Source organism: Paenibacillus sp. FSL R5-0908 (genome assembly GCF_038006245.1).
Lineage (GTDB): Bacteria > Bacillota > Bacilli > Paenibacillales > Paenibacillaceae > Paenibacillus_AQ > Paenibacillus_AQ odorifer.
The window spans coordinates 2,937,398-2,955,220 of the sequence record NZ_JBBOUV010000001.1 but is presented as its reverse complement, the minus strand read 5'-3'; the positions used below and the strand labels follow the sequence as shown (position 1 = coordinate 2,955,220).

Sequence of the window (17,823 nt, the reverse complement as noted above, 5' to 3'; positions counted from 1 at the left end):
CCTCCGTCGTTTATTGGCGGAGGCTTCTTGCATGAACACTATATTCTTGTATCACAACTAGTTCCCGCTTACTCTTTCCGCCCGCGCAATATACTTATGGTTGCTATTAAAAAGGCTAGTAAAGAGATCCCTAATGCGATATAGACCATTGGGTTGACACTGTTAGAGTTGTTCTCGCTTTCCATGATGGCATTATGTTCTTCCATGCTCATGCCATTGTCACTGGAACCATGAGAATGTTCATCCCCACCGGAAGCTTGCACAATCGAAGTAATAGAATGTGGACTTTCTGTTCCTGCCTCACCAGACCACTGCACCAAGCTGCCATCGGCATAATGCTGATAAGCATCCCAAGCAATGTCGCCTGCAGTATCAGGATTCTTTGCTGTGAAATAGAAACGTTGGAATTGTCCTGCTTTAATTCCTTCTCCATTAGCTATCCAGCTAACTTTGTTCCCCTCAATGGTAACATCCCAGCCCGGTGTAGCCTCATATTGCTTGAACTCGGCACCTGCCGGGATTCGTAGATCGACTTGTACAGTCGCCACATCTTTTTCTGAAGGAACTTTAAGTGTGTAAGTCTCCCATGCTCCGGTACTGGATTGTGCTGGTGCCACGGTTACGTGCGCGCTAGCCACGGCTGCGAACAACAGAAGTGTTGCAGCGGCTGGTGCGAAGAGTGTCATTATTTTGCGAGATAATCTGTTCATAGTTAGAGTGCCTCTTTCTTTAAGTAATTTTATCATTATTCACTTTCATCTCTATCCTCATATTTACCGCGGAAAATCACGTTTACGTGAAGCAAGCCCCTGCTCCAGAGCATAACGCGTCAGCTGCGTACGATTTTGGAGTTGAAGCTTCTGAAGGATGTTTTTCAGATGGTTTTTTACGGTATGCTCCGAAATCGACAGGCTTATGGCAATCTCTTTATTTGTCGATCCGGAAGACACACAGCTTAAAATCTCCTTCTCTCTTGCCGTCAATGACTCTCCTTCGTCCGTTACTGAAGGAACGGTAAACTCTTTCAAGATTTGAAAAGCCAGCTCCCGGCTTAGCGGTGCTTCTTCATTCACAATGGCTTGCAAATATTCAATCCAGGTGGAAGGTGCCAGATTCTTCAGTAAGTACCCCTGTGCGCCTTGCTTCAATGCTTCGAGGAGGTGGGAAATTTCGTCCGATACCGTAACGATAACGATTTTGACATAGGGATATTCCTGCTTGATCCGGCGAGTAGTCTCCAGCCCGTCCATCTCCGGCATCTGAATGTCGATAAGAATGAGATCAGGCATCCACTGGGCCGTGAACGCGATCGCCTCAGGACCACTCTGCACTACACCAATGACTTCAAAACTATTATCCATGGACAAAATCTCACACATCGCCTCACGCGCATGCGCATGATCATCCACAACCAAAACCCGGTACCGGCTCATAAAATCCCCCCTCCTTTCGTAATTTCCACATTTGTCCCCGTATTGCCGGAGATCACCTGAAGCTTCCAACCCATTCCTTCGACACGTTCCTTCATGATCTGAAGGCCGTAACTTCCGTTCACCTCAAAGGGGTCATGCTGAAATCCTTCGCCATTGTCGACAATCGCCACGCTCCAGTTTTTCTCAGTGCCTGCACCCGTGATAGAAACCTTCGCCGCTCTTGTATGCTTACGCACATTAATAGTAGCCTCTCGGATACAAGATAGCAGCTCTGCTTTTTCCGAAGGAGAGAGAGCTTCATCCTGTAGACTCCATTCCAGGGAAACCTCAATCATAATCTCGTTAGCCATTTGAGCAAGCTGATCTTTAACCGACTGTTCCAATGAAAAAGAGTGCTGCTCAGACACTGGTACCTTCAGATTGGCGATCGCCTGCCGAACATAACGGTTCACCTCGTGGACGGTCTTTTTGATCTGATCCACATTTTCTTCGCTGACTTCCCCATTCCTGCGGCTTGCTTCCAGACGATCTATTTTGACAGATAAAAGAAATAAAGATTGCGCCATCCCATCATGCAGTTCCTTAGCTAGCCCTTCTCGGGCTTTCATTGCCTCTTTGAGCGCACGTTCCTGCTCCAGCTCCCGCTGATTCCGCTCCATAAGCGAAAACAAAGGGACGAGCAATACAAGAGTGAACAAAAATACGAGGACAGGTGTCAAATAATTCCCCAGATCCATCGATATATAAGGCATTAGAAACTGATGGCGCACGACCTCCCAGATCCCTACCATTAGCGTTGGCAGTAACAGGATCATGTACTTGATTCGGTTATACGTTGCTGTCCCCTCCCGTACATCTTATGATTAACAATATCACCGTCACAATTCTGCTACATGACTCGATCGGGCTATTTAAAGTTCTTATTGTTACAAATTTAAGTATTTTAAAAAATTAATGCTATCCTTCATAATATTATAAGCAATATATAGTGAAAATTTATACTTTCTTATATTGTAGCAAAAAAAAGATACACCCTTCGATGTATCTGCATCCCAGTTATAGTGGTGATGTGTATCGTCCGTATTGAATGTCCATTTCTTTAAAAACATCTCCCTCTTTTTTCAGGAAAAATGTATTTACGCCTTCCGCTCCCCACCACTCCATACCAAGTAATGGACCTTCAGCGGTTTCCGCCGCAAAAAGAATAGAGAACATCTCTGGTATGACTTCCCCACCATCATCCACTCTCCAGACAGAAAATTCATCGCCTTGAATGACAGCCGGATAATCCATAAAGGTAAGCCCCGCCTTGTCTTCCAGCACGAGACTAAATAACATCTCCTGATCCTGCCTAATGAATTGAACGAGATACAGCTGCCGATCACCAGACAGGTCAGCAAGTTTCCAAATGTGCTCTACTTCACGATTTTTCGCAGAAACAATATTCTGCCGCACACTTTCTGCAACATTTAGCGAGGCTTGCTTAACCTCCGTAGGCTTAACAGAGATTAGCGCATTCGTATTAAATTCTGTCTGATCCGTCAGGTAATAGGTCTCATCAGGAGTCGCTTTTCCCTCTTCAACCGTATAAAGATACCCTGGCAGATTCACAAAATTATGAGCCATCTCCCGGCCATTACTGTTCTCCGTACCCTCCTGCCATTTATTCAATTTCACTTTTAGCACTTGCCCATGATCGCCGATCGCCTCATTCAATTGTTGCATTTGCGCATCCAGCCCTTTTTCCTGCCCGGTGACTAAGATGCTCTTGCCAGACTCATCTGCAAAACCAAAACTCGCCTTCAGCTTTTCAGCTTCCAGATAAGCTGCTGGCTGCTGCATGCTTGCCGTTGGTGCTGGCTCTGCACTTGGAGAAGGGGTTGGCTTGTTAGAGCCTGAGCAGCCCGCCAGCAGTAGAACAATAAGAAAACTCACACTGAGCTTATTCATTCCCATTCCTCCAGACGAAACTAAAATATTCCCATACTAAGATACCGTTCCCCTGTGTCAGGTGCAATGCAAAGCACGCGTTTGCCAGCCCCAAGACGACGCGCTTCCTGCAACGCCGCCCATACAGTGGCACCACCGGATGGACCCAGCAGAATTCCTTCTTTTGCAGCCAGCGTTCTTACCGTCTCCAAGGCAGCTTCATCCGCAACCTGAACGATGTCATCGTAAACCTGTGTATTCAAAATGGCGGGTACGAAGCCCGGACTCGTTCCTACCAGCTTATGTGGTCCTGGCTTTCCTCCAGATAATACGGGCGAGCCTTGCGGCTCAACCACAAGAACCCGGATATCAGGTAGATGCTCACGCAAAACCTCACCCGTTCCAGTTATCGTGCCCCCAGTTCCTGATGAAGCAACAAACACATCCAGCTTACCTTCCATTTGCTCCAGGATTTCCAGAGCGGTCGTTGTCCGGTGAATATCGGGGTTGGCTTTGTTCTCGAATTGCTGTGGAATAAAACTGTTTTCCACTTCTTTTCCCAGCTCAATCGCTTTTGCTATAGCTCCCGGCATCCGTTCTGCTGCGGGCGTTAGCACAACATCCGCACCATAAGCCTTTAGAATATTGATTCGTTCCTTGGTCATATTATCAGGCATGACAAGAATCGCTTTATACCCTTTTGCCGCGGCATTCATCGCTAATCCTATCCCAGTATTTCCACTAGTCGGCTCAATGATCGTCCCGCCCGGCTTCAGCAAACCTGCTAGCTCGGCTTGCAGGATTAGATTATAAGCTGCCCGGTCTTTTACACTGCCACTTGGATTAAAAAGCTCCAGCTTTACATATAGTTCTGCATCTTGGGGGCTAGTCAGCCGATTTAATCTTACAACCGGTGTATTCCCAATCAGCTCTGTTATATTGTTAACCACTAAGGATGTCATTTTAGAGCCTCCTTCATTTCTGTACCTTCCATTATTGTAACGTGAGCAGCACCTCCTGTCGATTCAGAACCCTTGGTTTCTGCAACCTGAAAACAACCGCCCCCCACGAAAGCGGGAGACGGCTGTTCAGTACTGGCAACATTTATTTTTAAGGATTAACGTTAATCGTAAAAGTAGACGTATTGTTTTTAATATTCGTTACCGTGTTGGTAATCTTCAGATTGTTAAAGGTGGCTGACCCTCTGGCAGGACCTTGCCCAGCCTCAGCCGCTTCATTTACCCAGATGCCCACTCCGGATTTGCTGTCAAAAGCATCTCCACTCTTTTGCGCACCGGAAATTGTGACATTCGTGAAGATGGTATCTGTCACTGGGAATTGCGGCGTGGAGCCGACATAGTTAGTTTGGAACATGATGCCATGATAGGTTGGATCAATGATATCCACATCACTGACACGAATGCCTTGGAATACCTTAGAGGCTGAGAATACCCAGATTGCCGGGAAGGTCTGTGCCCCCCAGAAATGTCCACCTGCACGAACAATGGAAATATTCTCAAAATTCGTTGTCGGTGAAGCGCCAAAGCCGTTCATTGGATACCCGAAGTCAAGTGAGCTGATCGTAATTCCAGAATAGCAAAGCGTGTCGGCAATATAAATGTTGCGGAAGGTATTGGCATATCCGCCATAGACGGCTACACCTGCTGCCCGCCAGGTCAAGATTGAAGTGAGATTCTCATAAATATTATCCTTCATATCTGCACCACCGGAATCAATAGCCGAAAACAATGCAAAGCTATCATCCCCTGTTGCCCTTGCCTCAATATTGGATACGAGATTATTTGTGCTGCCATTCGTCATATTGATGCCGTCAGCGAAGGTGTTGCGGATACGGGAGTTTTTGATCACCATGTAATCCGTATTAGCTCCCCAGTACATACACACCTGATGTTCGGTCCAGATGTTATCGATCGTAATATTTGCCACATTGGAGAAATCAAATACTTTACCCGGACCATCAATACGTGATGTGTAGTTCCCGAAGTAAGCGAAATTCGCAAAAGTAGAGCCGTTAGCGGTATCACTTGCCCGGAAACCGATATCCGTATTCTCCTGATTCGTTGGAGCGTAGAATCTCGTATACCAAGGGCCTGCACCAATGATCTTCACCGCTTTTCCATAGACCTGAAATTTACTGGAGGTCTGATAGTTACCAGCTGGCAAATACACACCTACGAGATTTCCGGTCGTATCCATGCGTACTTTATCTAGCGCATTTTGCACATCCTGATGTGTAAAGCCGGCAGGAACCGTATATTTGGCCGGATCTGGATTGGCAATCGGTGAAACCTGCTCCAGACTGATGAAATCAATGGCATACTGCGAGGTATTTGCCACATCCTTTTGCAGTCGAATCGTACTACCTTTCGGAATCGTGCTGTCGAACATAATGTTAGCTTCATCATAAATATGCCGCGGAGAACCCGCGCTTGGTGAATTGCCGGGACTTATCTCTGAACCGTACAGCCATGCATATTTAGAGGTCAGATTAATCGCCTTGGTATAAACTCCGTTCACATAGATGTTCAGTGTAGCATTCGTACCGTCTCCACCCGCCGAATCTGGAATCGAGAAGCGGGTGACCAGTGTATTAGTATCAGCCTTAGTAGTGAATTCTACATAACTGCCTGTAGTATTCAGTGTGACTGCTCTTCTGCCTGAAGCCTCACCCGCAAGATCTCCAATGGTCCGATTAGCAGCAAGCTTCACAGCCCCGCCACCAATCACACCCTCCTCAGCCTCATACATGTCGTAAGGCATATTGGCTCCACGACCTACAAAAAGAGACTGTGTTTGAATATTGTTGGCTTGTTTAACTGGCAGCTCATTTGTGTCTACGGCAATTTCGGTCTTCACAGTATATTTGCCATTAGCTGCTGTCCAAGTGCCCAGACTAACAGGAGGCGCTGTTACTTCACTGCCAATCACGCCGTTATAGGTTCCAGTTAAGGTTTGGAGTACAGCATTCGTAGTAGCATCCAGAACCTTCAAGGTTATGTTATGCGCACCCCCTGCGGATGCTGCCGTCCCTTGATTCTTGATTGCCACCGAGAAGCTGACCACATTGCCGCCTGCTGGATTGCTTGGTGTCCAGCTAACAGGGGAAGCTACTAGATCAGAACTGGATACGGGAGCAATAATAAGAGAATTTGGACTAGTGAAGCTGTTATTGCCTTCGTTCAATTCAATAACCGTATTATTCTCGTCAACCTTTGCAGTTAAAGTATAGGTAGCTGCATCCTTTACGCCCATATTTAAAGTGACGTTCGTAGATGCGCCAGCCGCTAACGGGCCCACTGGGCTAGTACCTACAAGTGTGCTGCCCAAGTAGAAATTTACATTAGTCGCTGTGGAAGCTAACGTTCCAATATTTTTTACCGTTGCATTTAAAGTAATGGCATTGGTCTCTACTGGAGCTGAAGGTGTCCATGTAAGACCGGTTATCGCCAAATCCGGATTAGCAGCTGGTGCACCCATCACTTGGAATTCAGCGATTTGTCCAGCGGTTGAACCAGTATTGGTGGTAATCTTCAACTGTACTTCACTAGCCGTGGCCGTTACCGGAATAGTGACCGTATTGCCGGTTGCCGGATTAAAAGTATACACGGTTGCTGGCACAAGACTAGTAAAGGCTGTTGTATTCTGATTATGCCCAAGCACTTGAATAGTCTGAGTACGTGTGGACCAGGCCGATGATGGATTCAGTTTGAGGACAATGGATGTAATATCGGCATTACTACCCAGGTTTACAGATAATGTATTGGGATAACTTCCTCCTGCTCCTTCCCAGTAAGTAGTTACATCACCGTCATTCGCATTTGCAGGAACAAAGGTAAAGACGGAAGAGGAAGCGTTGATGCTTTTGTTCAAAGCCAGATTGGAACCCGCCCCAGGCGTTGGTGTAACTGTTGGTGTCGGGGTCGGTGTTACCGTTGGAGTTGGTGTAGGTGTTACTGTCGGTGTTGGCGTAGGAGTTACCGTCGGTGTCGGTGTTGGTGTTACCGTTGGAGTTGAGGTAGGTGTTGCCGTTGGTGTTGGAGTTGCCGTCGGAGTTGGTGTTGTAGCAGAAGCTGGAGTGACGTTCAAATTATCTAGATTCACATTTCCAGTGTCTCCTGCATCGTACTTATAAGTAATCGTGTTAGTGCCAGCATTCAGAGCCAGCGTCTCAATCTTTGTTGACCACGTATTCCAATTGGCCAGATTCGCAAGTGAGGTTTGCTTAATTTTAGTTCCATTCACATAAACACTGATGGTTTTTGTACTGCCTGATGCATTTGAAAATCTTAATGTAGCATCGTAGTTACCAGCAGAAGCCACATTAACACTAAATGCAGTCGCAGCACCTTGATTTAGGTAACCATCAACAAATCCTGTACCTGTATAACCTGTATGATCCGTGTTAACCTTGGCACCACCGGATAATGCAGCATTCTCCGCTTCATATCCTGAGGATGGATTTGTAGTTGTATTACCATGTACCTCAAACTCCGCTAACTGTGCTGCTGGCCAGACCGTATTGGATGTGAAATTCAGTTTCACATATCTGACATTCGCAGCTGTAAAGCTGATGGTCACTGTATTGGAATCACTCGTTGGATTAAATGTATAATTGGCGGAATCTACTAAGTTATTGTAAGCTGCATCATCTGTACTCCCTTGCACCGCTAACGTTTGAGTTCTTGTTTCCCAATTCGTTGGCAGCTTTAGCACAACCTGATTCACGCTGCTTGCTGCCCCTAAATCGACTTTAATCCATTGCGGAAAAATACCGCTTGCGCTCTCCCAATACGTTCCTTGGCTGCCGTCATTAGCATTGGCTGCTACGTATACATCACCGAAGGAGCTTGAAGTAATAGTCTTCCCTTGGGCTAAATTCCCCGCGGCTAAACTCACCGAGGGATATAATCCTAACTGACCTACAAATAATATAACAATCAAACAATAAAGTACTGCCGTCTTCCCGGTAAATCTTTTAGAAGCTGCTATCATTGAATAACCACCTCCCAAAATTTTGTGGAGCTATACAGCAGAAAGGATGCGCTTTCAAAACAGTAGTTTTATAAACATTCGCCTCCTACATTTGAAATGATGGATTACGGATACAAGCTAACTAATAACGCTAATAATATAAGTTATAGGTAGATGGCCGTCGATGGCGATTTCTATGCTTTCTATGTGGGATATTACGTTCAACAAAAAAAGCCCCGGAGAGGCCAAGGGGACTATATTGCCCCTTAACTCTCCGACGCTTCGTGTTATACATTAAATCTAGCTACCAACCCTTGCAGTCCATGCGCCATTGTACTTAATTCACTTGCAGAGGATGCAATTTGTTCGACCGAAGCCATTTGCTCTTGTGAGGCTGCTGACACATGCTGAGTACTCGCAGCGGTTGTTTCCGAGATTTGCGTAACATTACGAATTGACTCTACAATCTCATCCGCAGCCGCCGTAATCTCCTCTACGGCTCCAGATACTTCCTGAACCTGTTCGGCGAGTGAATCTATAGATAATCGAATCTCACCGAAGGAACGTCCCGCTTCTTCGATAATCTCCGTACCTCCCTTTACTTCACGCATGCTGCTCATCATCACCTTCATGGCATCATCTGCTTCACTTTGGATCCCAGTCGCCATTTCTGCAATTTGATTGGCGGATTCCGCGGACTGCTCTGCCAGCTTACGGACCTGATCGGCAACCACAGCAAAACCTCTACCTTGCTCACCAGCACGAGCTGCCTCAATCGTCGCATTTAGGGCCAGCATATTCGTCTGCGAAGCGATTCCTTTTATGACTCCTACAATACTGCCAATCTCCTGAGATCGCTTCACAAAACCTTGGACCTGCTGTGATAAAGATTGTATGGAGTGATTAATCGATTCCATTTGCTGCCCAGCGGCCTGAAGGGATTCATCTCCTGTAATGGCAAATGCCGCAGAGCGATGGGAGGCTTCCGAGATGTCCTGGACACTGGCAGCAATTTGGCCGATTCCTAGTGATATTTCTGAGATTGTAATTGTATTAGTCTGCAAATCATTCATCTGTTTGGCTGTTCCAGAAGCGACTTCACCCATAATATCCGATATTCGTTCTGTGGCGCCTGCCGTCACTCCACTATCTGACCTAAGCTTTGTAGAGGAACTCGCGAGACTATTCGCTGATAACTTTACCTGCTCAATCATCGTGCCCAGATTATCTGTCATTTTATTAAAGTTAAACGCCAGTTCACCAATCTCATCTTTAGAACGAACACTTAACTTGCGGGTAAGATCGGCATCCCCATCTGCAATTTCCTTCAACTGAGTGTTCACATCACGAAGCGGTTTAATAATCCGTCCAGAAATTAGCAGCGCAAGGATCACCGCGAGCACTACCGACAATCCGGTCACACCAAAGCTAGTAATCAAAGCGTTATTACGATGCGAATTTGCCAGGCTTTGTCCATTCTCTATTTCCTCCATGAGCATGTTCTGAAACACAATCTGAGATTCAATCATAGCGTCTAATGACAGGTTCGTGAATTTCTTCTGCGCTTCCGGGAAGTTACCTTCCTTAGCTAAGGCAAAAGCTTCCTTCAGAACGATTAAATAATCATTCCATTTGCTCTTCAGCTCAGTTACACCCTTTAACTCAGCTTCACTTAATCGGGCACTCTCCAGCTCTGTAATAGCATTTTCAATCAATGGGAGCATTTCTTCATACTGCGCCAGATAGGAATTCCGCTCATCATCTGTGTTGCTCATCACATAACGAGCACCCAGCTCATCTGCGGTACGAATCTTATCCGTTAAACCTTGAACAAGTGACAGCTTGTCCCAGTTACGATTAACCTGATCTGTCAATTGGGTAACCTTCCCCTGAAACAATGTGTTTCCGGCTATCGCCACTAGAAAGACTATAATCACAGCAGTAAATCCTAAGACTATTTTTCCACGGATACTTTTCACCATCGTTTTTCCTCATCTCTCTATGTATGTAGGTCTATTTGGTACTTTTATCCTACTGGCTCTCCCTTAAGCCTCTCTGAATTTGAACTGAATGTTTGCTTAAAAAAAACAAAAAGACCCCTATTTCCGGCCGAGGGCAGGAACTAATGGTCTTTTGAGATCTTTTTATTCGTATAAATTTCCGTTAGCCAGCTCTGCCAGCTTCGATTCATCCAGTACACTTAAGCGTCCACGATTTCGTGTAATGATTCCTTCATCAATAAAACGACGTACGATTCGATTAAGATGCCGATAGCTTGTGCCAAGCAATTCTGCTGTCTCAATAAGACTTGAGGTCCGAATCTCCTCCACTCGCCGGTCACCGTTTTTATCCGCGAATAAAGACATTAAATAACTGGCAAATCGATTCTCCACAGGATACAACAGGTTAAGTGCTGAGGCTTGACCTAGCGTATGCAATTTGTGACTAAGTTCTCCGACGAGAAAACGTAACAACGCTGTATTTTCCTCAAGCTCTCTCAGGAGTAGTCTTCTCCCTGCAAAAAGAATCAAGCTCTCACCCACAGACTCCACTTGATTCTTAACAGGGAACCGGTGAAGCAGCTCTACATCCCCAATCACAGATATCGGATTTGTAAACCGCACCAGCATAGATTTGCCATTTGGCAGCAAGGTCTGAATTTTGAGCTTGCCCTCAACCAATATGAACATCCCATCCAATTGATCGCCAACCAAACACAGCTTTTCTTCATCCGCGTAACGTCTCAACTCCATTTTATGCGTTACCAGCGGGCTAAATATTCCGTCCAGACCGTTCTTCACTGCCAAGGCACGGACAGCCTCACGGTCATTTATCGTCTGCATGTAGTGCCCCCTCTATTGTTTGCTCCAGTGTAATTTAGAATACCCCACAAAAAAAGGACATATGTCCTTTTTAATGAGGTTTTCCTATGACACTTTACATTACAACAGAATCCACACAATAACGAATCATATCTACCTTCTGATCCTGCAGCCAAAATTCAATACTCCGATGGTTGATTTTATCCACGTATCCGAGAATCTCAGCCCCTTGCTCCCCTCTTTTATAATAAGAAGTCCCATAAGCCTTGATCACTTCGTCTGCTGAAGCTCCAATATGAATATCTCTTGCCGTACTCACCGTATGATCGGAATAGACGCTGATTAGAATGATCTTATCATCACCACGTGCTGTGGCTATTGTTGTCTCGTGACCCAGATCATAATACTGATACCGCTCTATATCATTATTTGGCTTAGGTTCCCTAGCGATTGAATCAAGGCTTTGAAGCAGCTGAATGCCGCCCAGACTTTCCTGTTCAAGATTGGTGCTGGAAACACGCGAGTAATGATTTTGTTTGGGCGCATTGTATAAATAGATATGATAGATCCCGTAACTTAAACCTACCGTAATAAAAATGATGATAAATGACCAGCCTCTTTTAAATGGCTTCTTCCTCACTGACCTCACACCTTCTTCTTACCTTTACTGTGCAAAATATTCAGCCAGCTCACGCTGCGCCAGATATTGCGGGAAATTAAACGACTGCCATGCCTGCTCACGCTTATTGAGTTCTCTCCATTCATTCTTTAAAAAATCATCCAGCATCCCATCTTCCTGTTCACTAAACCTTATCAGAGAAGGGATGACCTCCGGAGATAAACGGACCAAATAATTGGCATCCAATTTGCCACTTGCCGCATAACGATCCATATTTTTATTAGCGATAATAACATCCATCCCGATATAGTTCATGACGACGTAGGAGATCAAGCCCAGCACAATATAACATTTCGCCAATGGCACACGCTGAACAGCTATCCGTAAGGCTGCAACCACCAACAATAAGCCCATAAATATCATAAATGCATGCACTAAAAACCGAGTCGTGGTATAGCCGTACACCTCTTCATATAGAGTCAGACGGGTATAGGCGGAATATAGCATCACTGTCGAGCAACCAACCAGAATGTAGAGCAGGACATTAATGAATTTTTGCAGCCCTCCACTTCTTTTTCCTTCAGATACCAAAGCCAGCAGCAAAATCACGAAATTAATCGCAGCCACCATAATCAGCTCAAAAAATCCACTACGTGCGTAATCAGCATATGAGCTGCCCTCTGGTAAAATCCCTTCCCATGCTCCAAACAAGTAAGAAAACTGTACGAAAACAAACAATACATATACCGTGTTAATGGCTATAAGAATCGTCGTCATAATTATCGGATCCATTTTAAAGCTTACAGGCGCCAGTACTGGACCATATTCCTTAGGCTGCATATTCCAGTCATAGATTTTCGAATCCACATACCCCCACACTAAGCCGAACAAGCCCATGCCCAGCAGGATAATCCACAGCACCCGCACAAAACTTTCCCCAAATGAAATCCGATCCAGAACATTCGGCAGCTCCAGCAGTACATGATGAAACACTCCGTCCGCTGAGGACAGCAGAGTAACCACAACCAGCAATATTGGAAAAGAGATCGCAAGTCCTATCAGCACTTTCCCCATGACCTGCTTACGCTCGTCCTTCATCTTACTGCCGCCAGTCCTTTTAATGATCGTAAACACAGTGCTCCAATGGCGGAAATTCTGTGGAAGCACATGCTCCAGTGTGTTCCCCACTAATCCAAGCCGGCTCCAAGCCGGCCGTTTATCACTAAGCAAATAAGTCGTATGTAATAAAATCAACACCGGGATCACCAGCAGGTTCAGCCCAAAGAAGAAAAAATTATGAAAGAATAAATAGGTTAATGAAAGTAGAAAAATCGCTCCAAACCAGAAGTAACTGAATTTGTTAAGCTTGCGGATTTTAGCCTTGGCATAATAAAGCATGAACGCATAGAACAGACACACAAAGATTGGATACGATAGGCCCGCCAGCTTTCCATAAAATAAATACTGATGAACTATTGCCAATAAGAACGCGGCAAGCAAAGCAGCAAGCGATCGATTAAGCCTAAGTCCCGTTTCCGATTCCATTTCCTCGGTCATGGTAATTACCCCCATTTTCTTACTTTCTCATCCTTATTTTACGTGATAAAATAAGAAAAAAAAGAGAAAGAATTTATTTATAATTTCCTATTTTCCGAAAGGAACCAAAACAATGAAGCTGCATAGCCAATTTTTAAAGCTGCAATCTCATTTTGGTGGAGCTACAGAAATCTCAGTGACGATGGATGAGTTGGCATTGATTTTCGGCTGTACACACCGCAATGCCATGCATATTGTGAATAAAATGATGTTGCAGGAATGGATCAAATGGACGCCTAAGCGTGGGCGGGGAAGCCGCTCTTTGCTGCAATTTCTTGTTCCCTCCGAAGAAATAGCCCTTCAATCCATGATGCAGGCGATTAGCCGCAAAGATGTTCACAACGCTATAGAAGGCATCAAAACCCATGCCAGCTCCACCTCACTACAGGATACATTGCAGGGGTGGCTGCTGACCTATTTTGGGCATCATTCTGAAATTCGTAGTGACAAGCAAATTGATACTCTCCGGCTGCCTATTACCCAGCAGCTCCATACCTTCGATCCGCTCTATATGAATCTGCTGGCAGAGTCATTTGTTTCCAGCCATGTTTTCGACGGGTTAGTGAAACGAAGCGGTGAACGGGATAAAATTGTTCCCTGTCTGGCTCACGCCTGGGAAGTCGATGAGAGCCGGACGCTCTGGACTTTTTTTCTACGTAAAGAGGTGTTATTCCATCATGGAAAAGTGCTGACAGCCAAGGATGTAGTCTATTCCCTTGGACGGTTGATGCAAACCTCTAAACGGACACTCTATAGCTATATTTTCAAAGAAATCCAGCGGGTCACCGCATTAAATCCATCCACCGTTCAAATTACGCTTAAGCAGCCTAATGAACTATTTCTGCCATTTTTGTGCACGAGCAGAGCTGCAATTGTACCGCGTGATTTAGAAGGAATGGATGAGCAGAGCTTTGGCCGTAGACCCGTGGGGACTGGCCCCTTTAAGGTTGTGGATATGACCGAGGACACTTGTGTGCTGGAGGTTTTTCCTTATTATTTTCAAGGACGGGCTCATTTAGATCGGGTTGAAATCCTTTATGTCCCGTGGGATACCGAAACATCATCCTCTGATACGGGTTCTGCTTTTCACGTGATTCAGAATCCCTCATCCGCCAGTTCTTCGACCTGGAGCCGAATTCATTCGGAGTCTTCCATTCGGAAATTCGTCACCTGCAATACGCAAAAAAAGGGACCGCTAAGCGATCCCCTGCTTCGGGCAAAAATAGTCTCCTGTTTAAAAGACGACTCAGCGTCCTTCGAGCAGGAAGTGATAAAAGATCAAGAAATCACGTTGCAAATCTCTACGATTCCACAATATGCTGGCGATGCTGATTTTATTGCCACTAGACTAGAGCAACAAGGTTATAAATGCAATGTCATTTCCGTGTCTCCAGAGGAATTTAAAGGTCCGATTCGGCTGGAATCTGACCTGATTGTTTTCTCATTATTTCGTGACGAGGATGAACAACTTCGTTTGTTTGATCTATACCTCACACTCTCTAAGCATATTGAACCGCATACTAGAGCGGATATTGAAGGCTGGTTATATACCATCGCGCGCGAGCCTAATCCGGTGGCCCGAGCGGAAAGTTTCAGTATCATCGAGAACCGTCTGATTGAAGAGCACCACCTACATATTTTGTATGAAAAGCCGACTCAGACAGCTTATCTCCCCTCTGTCCGCGGGGTTAGCTTCAATAGCCAGGGTTGGGTTGATCTTCGTCATGTCTGGTTTCCGCCACTGCTTTCTAGCAGCACAAGTTGATCTGCTTGATTAAAAAATGCGGAAATCCAGAGGTTACCCCGGATTTCCGCATACGCGATAAAGCTAATTACTAAGCTGCTGTTTTAGTCGTAGCTGTAACTGTAGAAGTCCCTGCATCCCACTTCACATCCATATTCAATCCCTCGGAAATAAATCTTACCGGAACCAGTGTCCGATTTCCGATAATTTGTGGAGGAACGTCGAGTGTGAGCGCTTTGCCATTGATGTAAGCAGTCTTGCTGCCAATGGCCATTACGATCGTTGTATTGTCTTTTACTGCGGTGATTTTCTTAGTCGTTTGATCCATGGTTACTGTAGCACCCAGAGCATTAAAGATTGCATTCACTGGCACCAGCACCCGGCCATCCTTATTCACAGGAAGCTGATCTGCAAAGCTGACCGCTGTTCCGTTTAAAAATACGGATATTCCGTTAGTGCCCGTCGTGTTCGGATTAGTTGTTGATGGTGTTGTAGTTACAGAGGGTAGAGGTGTGACATTAAGTCCTAGCTGGCCTTGCAGATTAGCAAGTCTGTTCAGCGCAAAGGTCATAATCGAACCTGCAGCCATTGTGCCCATACCTTGTCCCCCGCCTCCAGCGTTTCCTGTTGGTGGTGTAGGATTACCATCAGTCGCAGTCCCTGTATTATCAGGACGTGCTGGCGGTGTCGTTCCATCCGGAGGTGTCATGCCCTCCATCCCTTCAGGAGGTGTCATGCCTTCCATCCCAGCTGGTGGAGTCATTCCTCCACTACCACCCATCTCACCTGATGCTGAATAAGTAACATTACTTTCAAATTGTTCCATGGTATAAAATTTGGTTGGGTCTGCTTGAACGTAAGGTTTGATTAAGGTAGCTAATTCAGTAATTCTGCTCTGAATTCCTTCCAAATAATCAACCAGCTCAGATACATATTTCAGGTATTTAGTCTTATATTCAGGCACTTCCAACAAATTAGCAATCATTGGGACCTGATCTAAACTTATCCCAAGTGTAGGATTATCAATTGATGCAGTTACTGCGTTGGTATTGGCTGCGATGGTTGTTGCCGATGTAGAAGTTGTGCCCGCAGCAGCTGTTGTATCTGTTGTCCCTGTTCTGCCGCCTCCGCCACCAGAATACCCGTTAAAGGACATGTTCATATCCCATGGAAGTACACTAAATTTTCCGGATGCATCCCCGTACAACATATAATTATGACCTTTATCCCCGTTATAGCTGTCATAGTTCCCCAATACAGCATTAGCAGCGATATACTTCAGTGCAGAATCCACATCTAGCACACTTTCAATAGAACCCTTCTCACCGGCAGGCATCTCATTCAGCACCTTGATGAAGTTCTTTAACGAAGCTTTATCATCTTCTTTACCTGTATCATAAGTTATCGTTTCGTAGTCACTGCCTTCTTTGTACTGCAGATAACTTTTTTCTTCTGTATCATACAAAACACCATCGTCATAATTTTCTCCATAGGTACGTTCTAGATAGCTGTCATCTATCGCTTCCACACCTACATAAAAACCATATAATTCTCCGTTGATATACAGGTTGGTGAACACAGTCAAAGGTGCATCCACACCAATAGAACGGAGCGCTTCGTAATGTAAATATTCACGAATATACGAAGGGTCCGAAAAATTGTTGTTCAGTACCATTTTATCAAGACCAAGTAACGTTTGCTTCTTATCATATTTATCAAATTTCAGCCGGAAGCTGTATCTGTCCGAGTCTGTCATACTGGCTACCGATTTCAACGTCAGATTCCCTTTAGTAGAAAATCCAACATTTTCAACAACATTCCCGTCAACTTCAACCTTAACTTTTTTGTATTCTTTTTCGAGGGGACTTGCTAATATACTTTTCCAATCCGCATCATCAATCGTTACTTTAACATCAATGATTCTGTCACCCGCGAACAGGGATTCATACGCTTTCGTTACACCTGCATCCGCCGCACTAACTACGGGCGTGTTTCCAGCAACACCAAACGCCGTTGAGACGATAGCGAGACTTAGTATAGCTGCCATGAACTTTCTCAGCAAATTTTTCTTCTTCACCATGTGTAATCCTCCTTGAAGTACAGATTTATGTTTTCGCAGTTCAAGGAGATTGTAAAATATGAATCTGAATATACGCTGAATAGCTTGTCTATGCCTTGTTAGGCAGGCTGTTTATCAGCCCTTTGCCAATCAGATTAGCGGAAACCGGCATTTTTCCGATCTCTCTGGCCCAGACAGATAATTGCCCGACATGATGAATCTCATGAGCAATCACATGGCGCATTACCTCACCCCAGGCATCGGTCACGATCCTGCCATCCGGAAGGTGATCCTCAAAGATCCTCTGCTCCAGCCCCTCATGCCAAGCCGTTACAAAGGGTTCCACCTCTGTGTGGAATTTTGCATCCAATTCTCGTACTTGCTGCAAAGTCTTGTACCGCTCAAAATCCTCTTGGAAATCCGGTTTTCCTTGCAGTACTTGAATCCAGCTCCACTCCACATCAACAATATGAAAAAGCGTCTTAAGAATACTGCCTACACCACCTATACGTGTTGCGAGCAGCTCCTCCTCAGAAATATTCGCACACCACTCATACCATTGTTCACGGACCATCCAGTTATATTGAAAAAATGTCTGCAAATAAAAACCTCCTAGAAAGTTGTTGTGT

Annotated in this window: 13 protein-coding genes; 1 reads left to right on the top strand and 12 read right to left on the bottom strand. The window is 45.2% G+C overall.

Features of this window, described 5'->3' with window-relative positions:
* Window positions 1-68: 68 nt before the first annotated feature.
* From MKZ09_RS13050 to MKZ09_RS13005, 10 genes are all read right to left on the bottom strand, one after another.
* Window positions 69-710 carry a DUF1775 domain-containing protein gene (locus MKZ09_RS13050; RefSeq protein ID WP_076208390.1) on the bottom strand — a complete coding sequence of 214 codons (642 nt, stop codon included), beginning with the start codon at window positions 708-710 and terminating at the stop codon, window positions 69-71.
* A gap of 63 nt (window positions 711-773) precedes the next feature.
* Window positions 774-1,433 carry a response regulator gene (locus tag MKZ09_RS13045; protein WP_076138754.1) on the bottom strand — a complete coding sequence of 220 codons (660 nt, stop codon included), beginning with the start codon at window positions 1,431-1,433 and terminating at the stop codon, window positions 774-776.
* Window positions 1,430-2,203 (bottom strand): sensor histidine kinase, encoded by a 774-nt coding sequence (locus tag MKZ09_RS13040; RefSeq protein ID WP_341040867.1) that lies wholly within the window; start codon window positions 2,201-2,203, stop codon window positions 1,430-1,432. The genes MKZ09_RS13045 and MKZ09_RS13040 overlap by 4 nt, the downstream gene beginning before the upstream one ends.
* 286 nt (window positions 2,204-2,489) lie before the next feature.
* A complete protein-coding gene (locus MKZ09_RS13035; protein WP_076208388.1) occupies window positions 2,490-3,383 on the bottom strand; it encodes a hypothetical protein in 894 nt (297 codons plus the stop codon).
* A gap of 20 nt (window positions 3,384-3,403) precedes the next feature.
* Complete coding sequence (cysK, locus tag MKZ09_RS13030; RefSeq protein WP_036683481.1) at window positions 3,404-4,324, bottom strand: cysteine synthase A; 921 nt, start codon at window positions 4,322-4,324, stop codon at window positions 3,404-3,406.
* 148 nt (window positions 4,325-4,472) lie between these two features.
* Complete coding sequence (locus MKZ09_RS13025) at window positions 4,473-8,375, bottom strand: discoidin domain-containing protein (protein WP_076208387.1); 3,903 nt, start codon at window positions 8,373-8,375, stop codon at window positions 4,473-4,475.
* A 266-nt stretch (window positions 8,376-8,641) separates the two neighbouring features.
* A complete protein-coding gene (locus MKZ09_RS13020; protein ID WP_076208386.1) occupies window positions 8,642-10,336 on the bottom strand; it encodes a methyl-accepting chemotaxis protein in 1,695 nt (564 codons plus the stop codon).
* Window positions 10,337-10,498: 162 nt separating this feature from the next.
* Window positions 10,499-11,197, bottom strand: coding sequence for a Crp/Fnr family transcriptional regulator (locus MKZ09_RS13015; RefSeq protein WP_036683474.1), 699 nt, complete (start codon window positions 11,195-11,197; stop codon window positions 10,499-10,501).
* Between the two features lie 94 nt (window positions 11,198-11,291).
* A complete protein-coding gene (locus MKZ09_RS13010) occupies window positions 11,292-11,816 on the bottom strand; it encodes a hypothetical protein (RefSeq protein ID WP_076138759.1) in 525 nt (174 codons plus the stop codon).
* Between the two features lie 24 nt (window positions 11,817-11,840).
* A complete protein-coding gene (locus tag MKZ09_RS13005; protein ID WP_076208382.1) occupies window positions 11,841-13,352 on the bottom strand; it encodes a DUF4153 domain-containing protein in 1,512 nt (503 codons plus the stop codon).
* 112 nt (window positions 13,353-13,464) lie between these two features.
* On the opposite strand from MKZ09_RS13005, the gene MKZ09_RS13000 reads away from it, so the two are divergent.
* Entirely contained in the window at window positions 13,465-15,156 is a 1,692-nt protein-coding gene (locus tag MKZ09_RS13000) for an ABC transporter substrate-binding protein (RefSeq protein WP_076208380.1), read from the top strand.
* A 70-nt stretch (window positions 15,157-15,226) separates the two neighbouring features.
* Here MKZ09_RS13000 and MKZ09_RS12995 read toward each other — a convergent pair whose 3' ends face one another.
* Window positions 15,227-17,215 (bottom strand): CotH kinase family protein, encoded by a 1,989-nt coding sequence (locus MKZ09_RS12995; protein ID WP_076208378.1) that lies wholly within the window; start codon window positions 17,213-17,215, stop codon window positions 15,227-15,229.
* A gap of 88 nt (window positions 17,216-17,303) precedes the next feature.
* Complete coding sequence (locus MKZ09_RS12990; RefSeq protein ID WP_076208375.1) at window positions 17,304-17,795, bottom strand: DinB family protein; 492 nt, start codon at window positions 17,793-17,795, stop codon at window positions 17,304-17,306.
* Window positions 17,796-17,823: the final 28 nt, after the last annotated feature.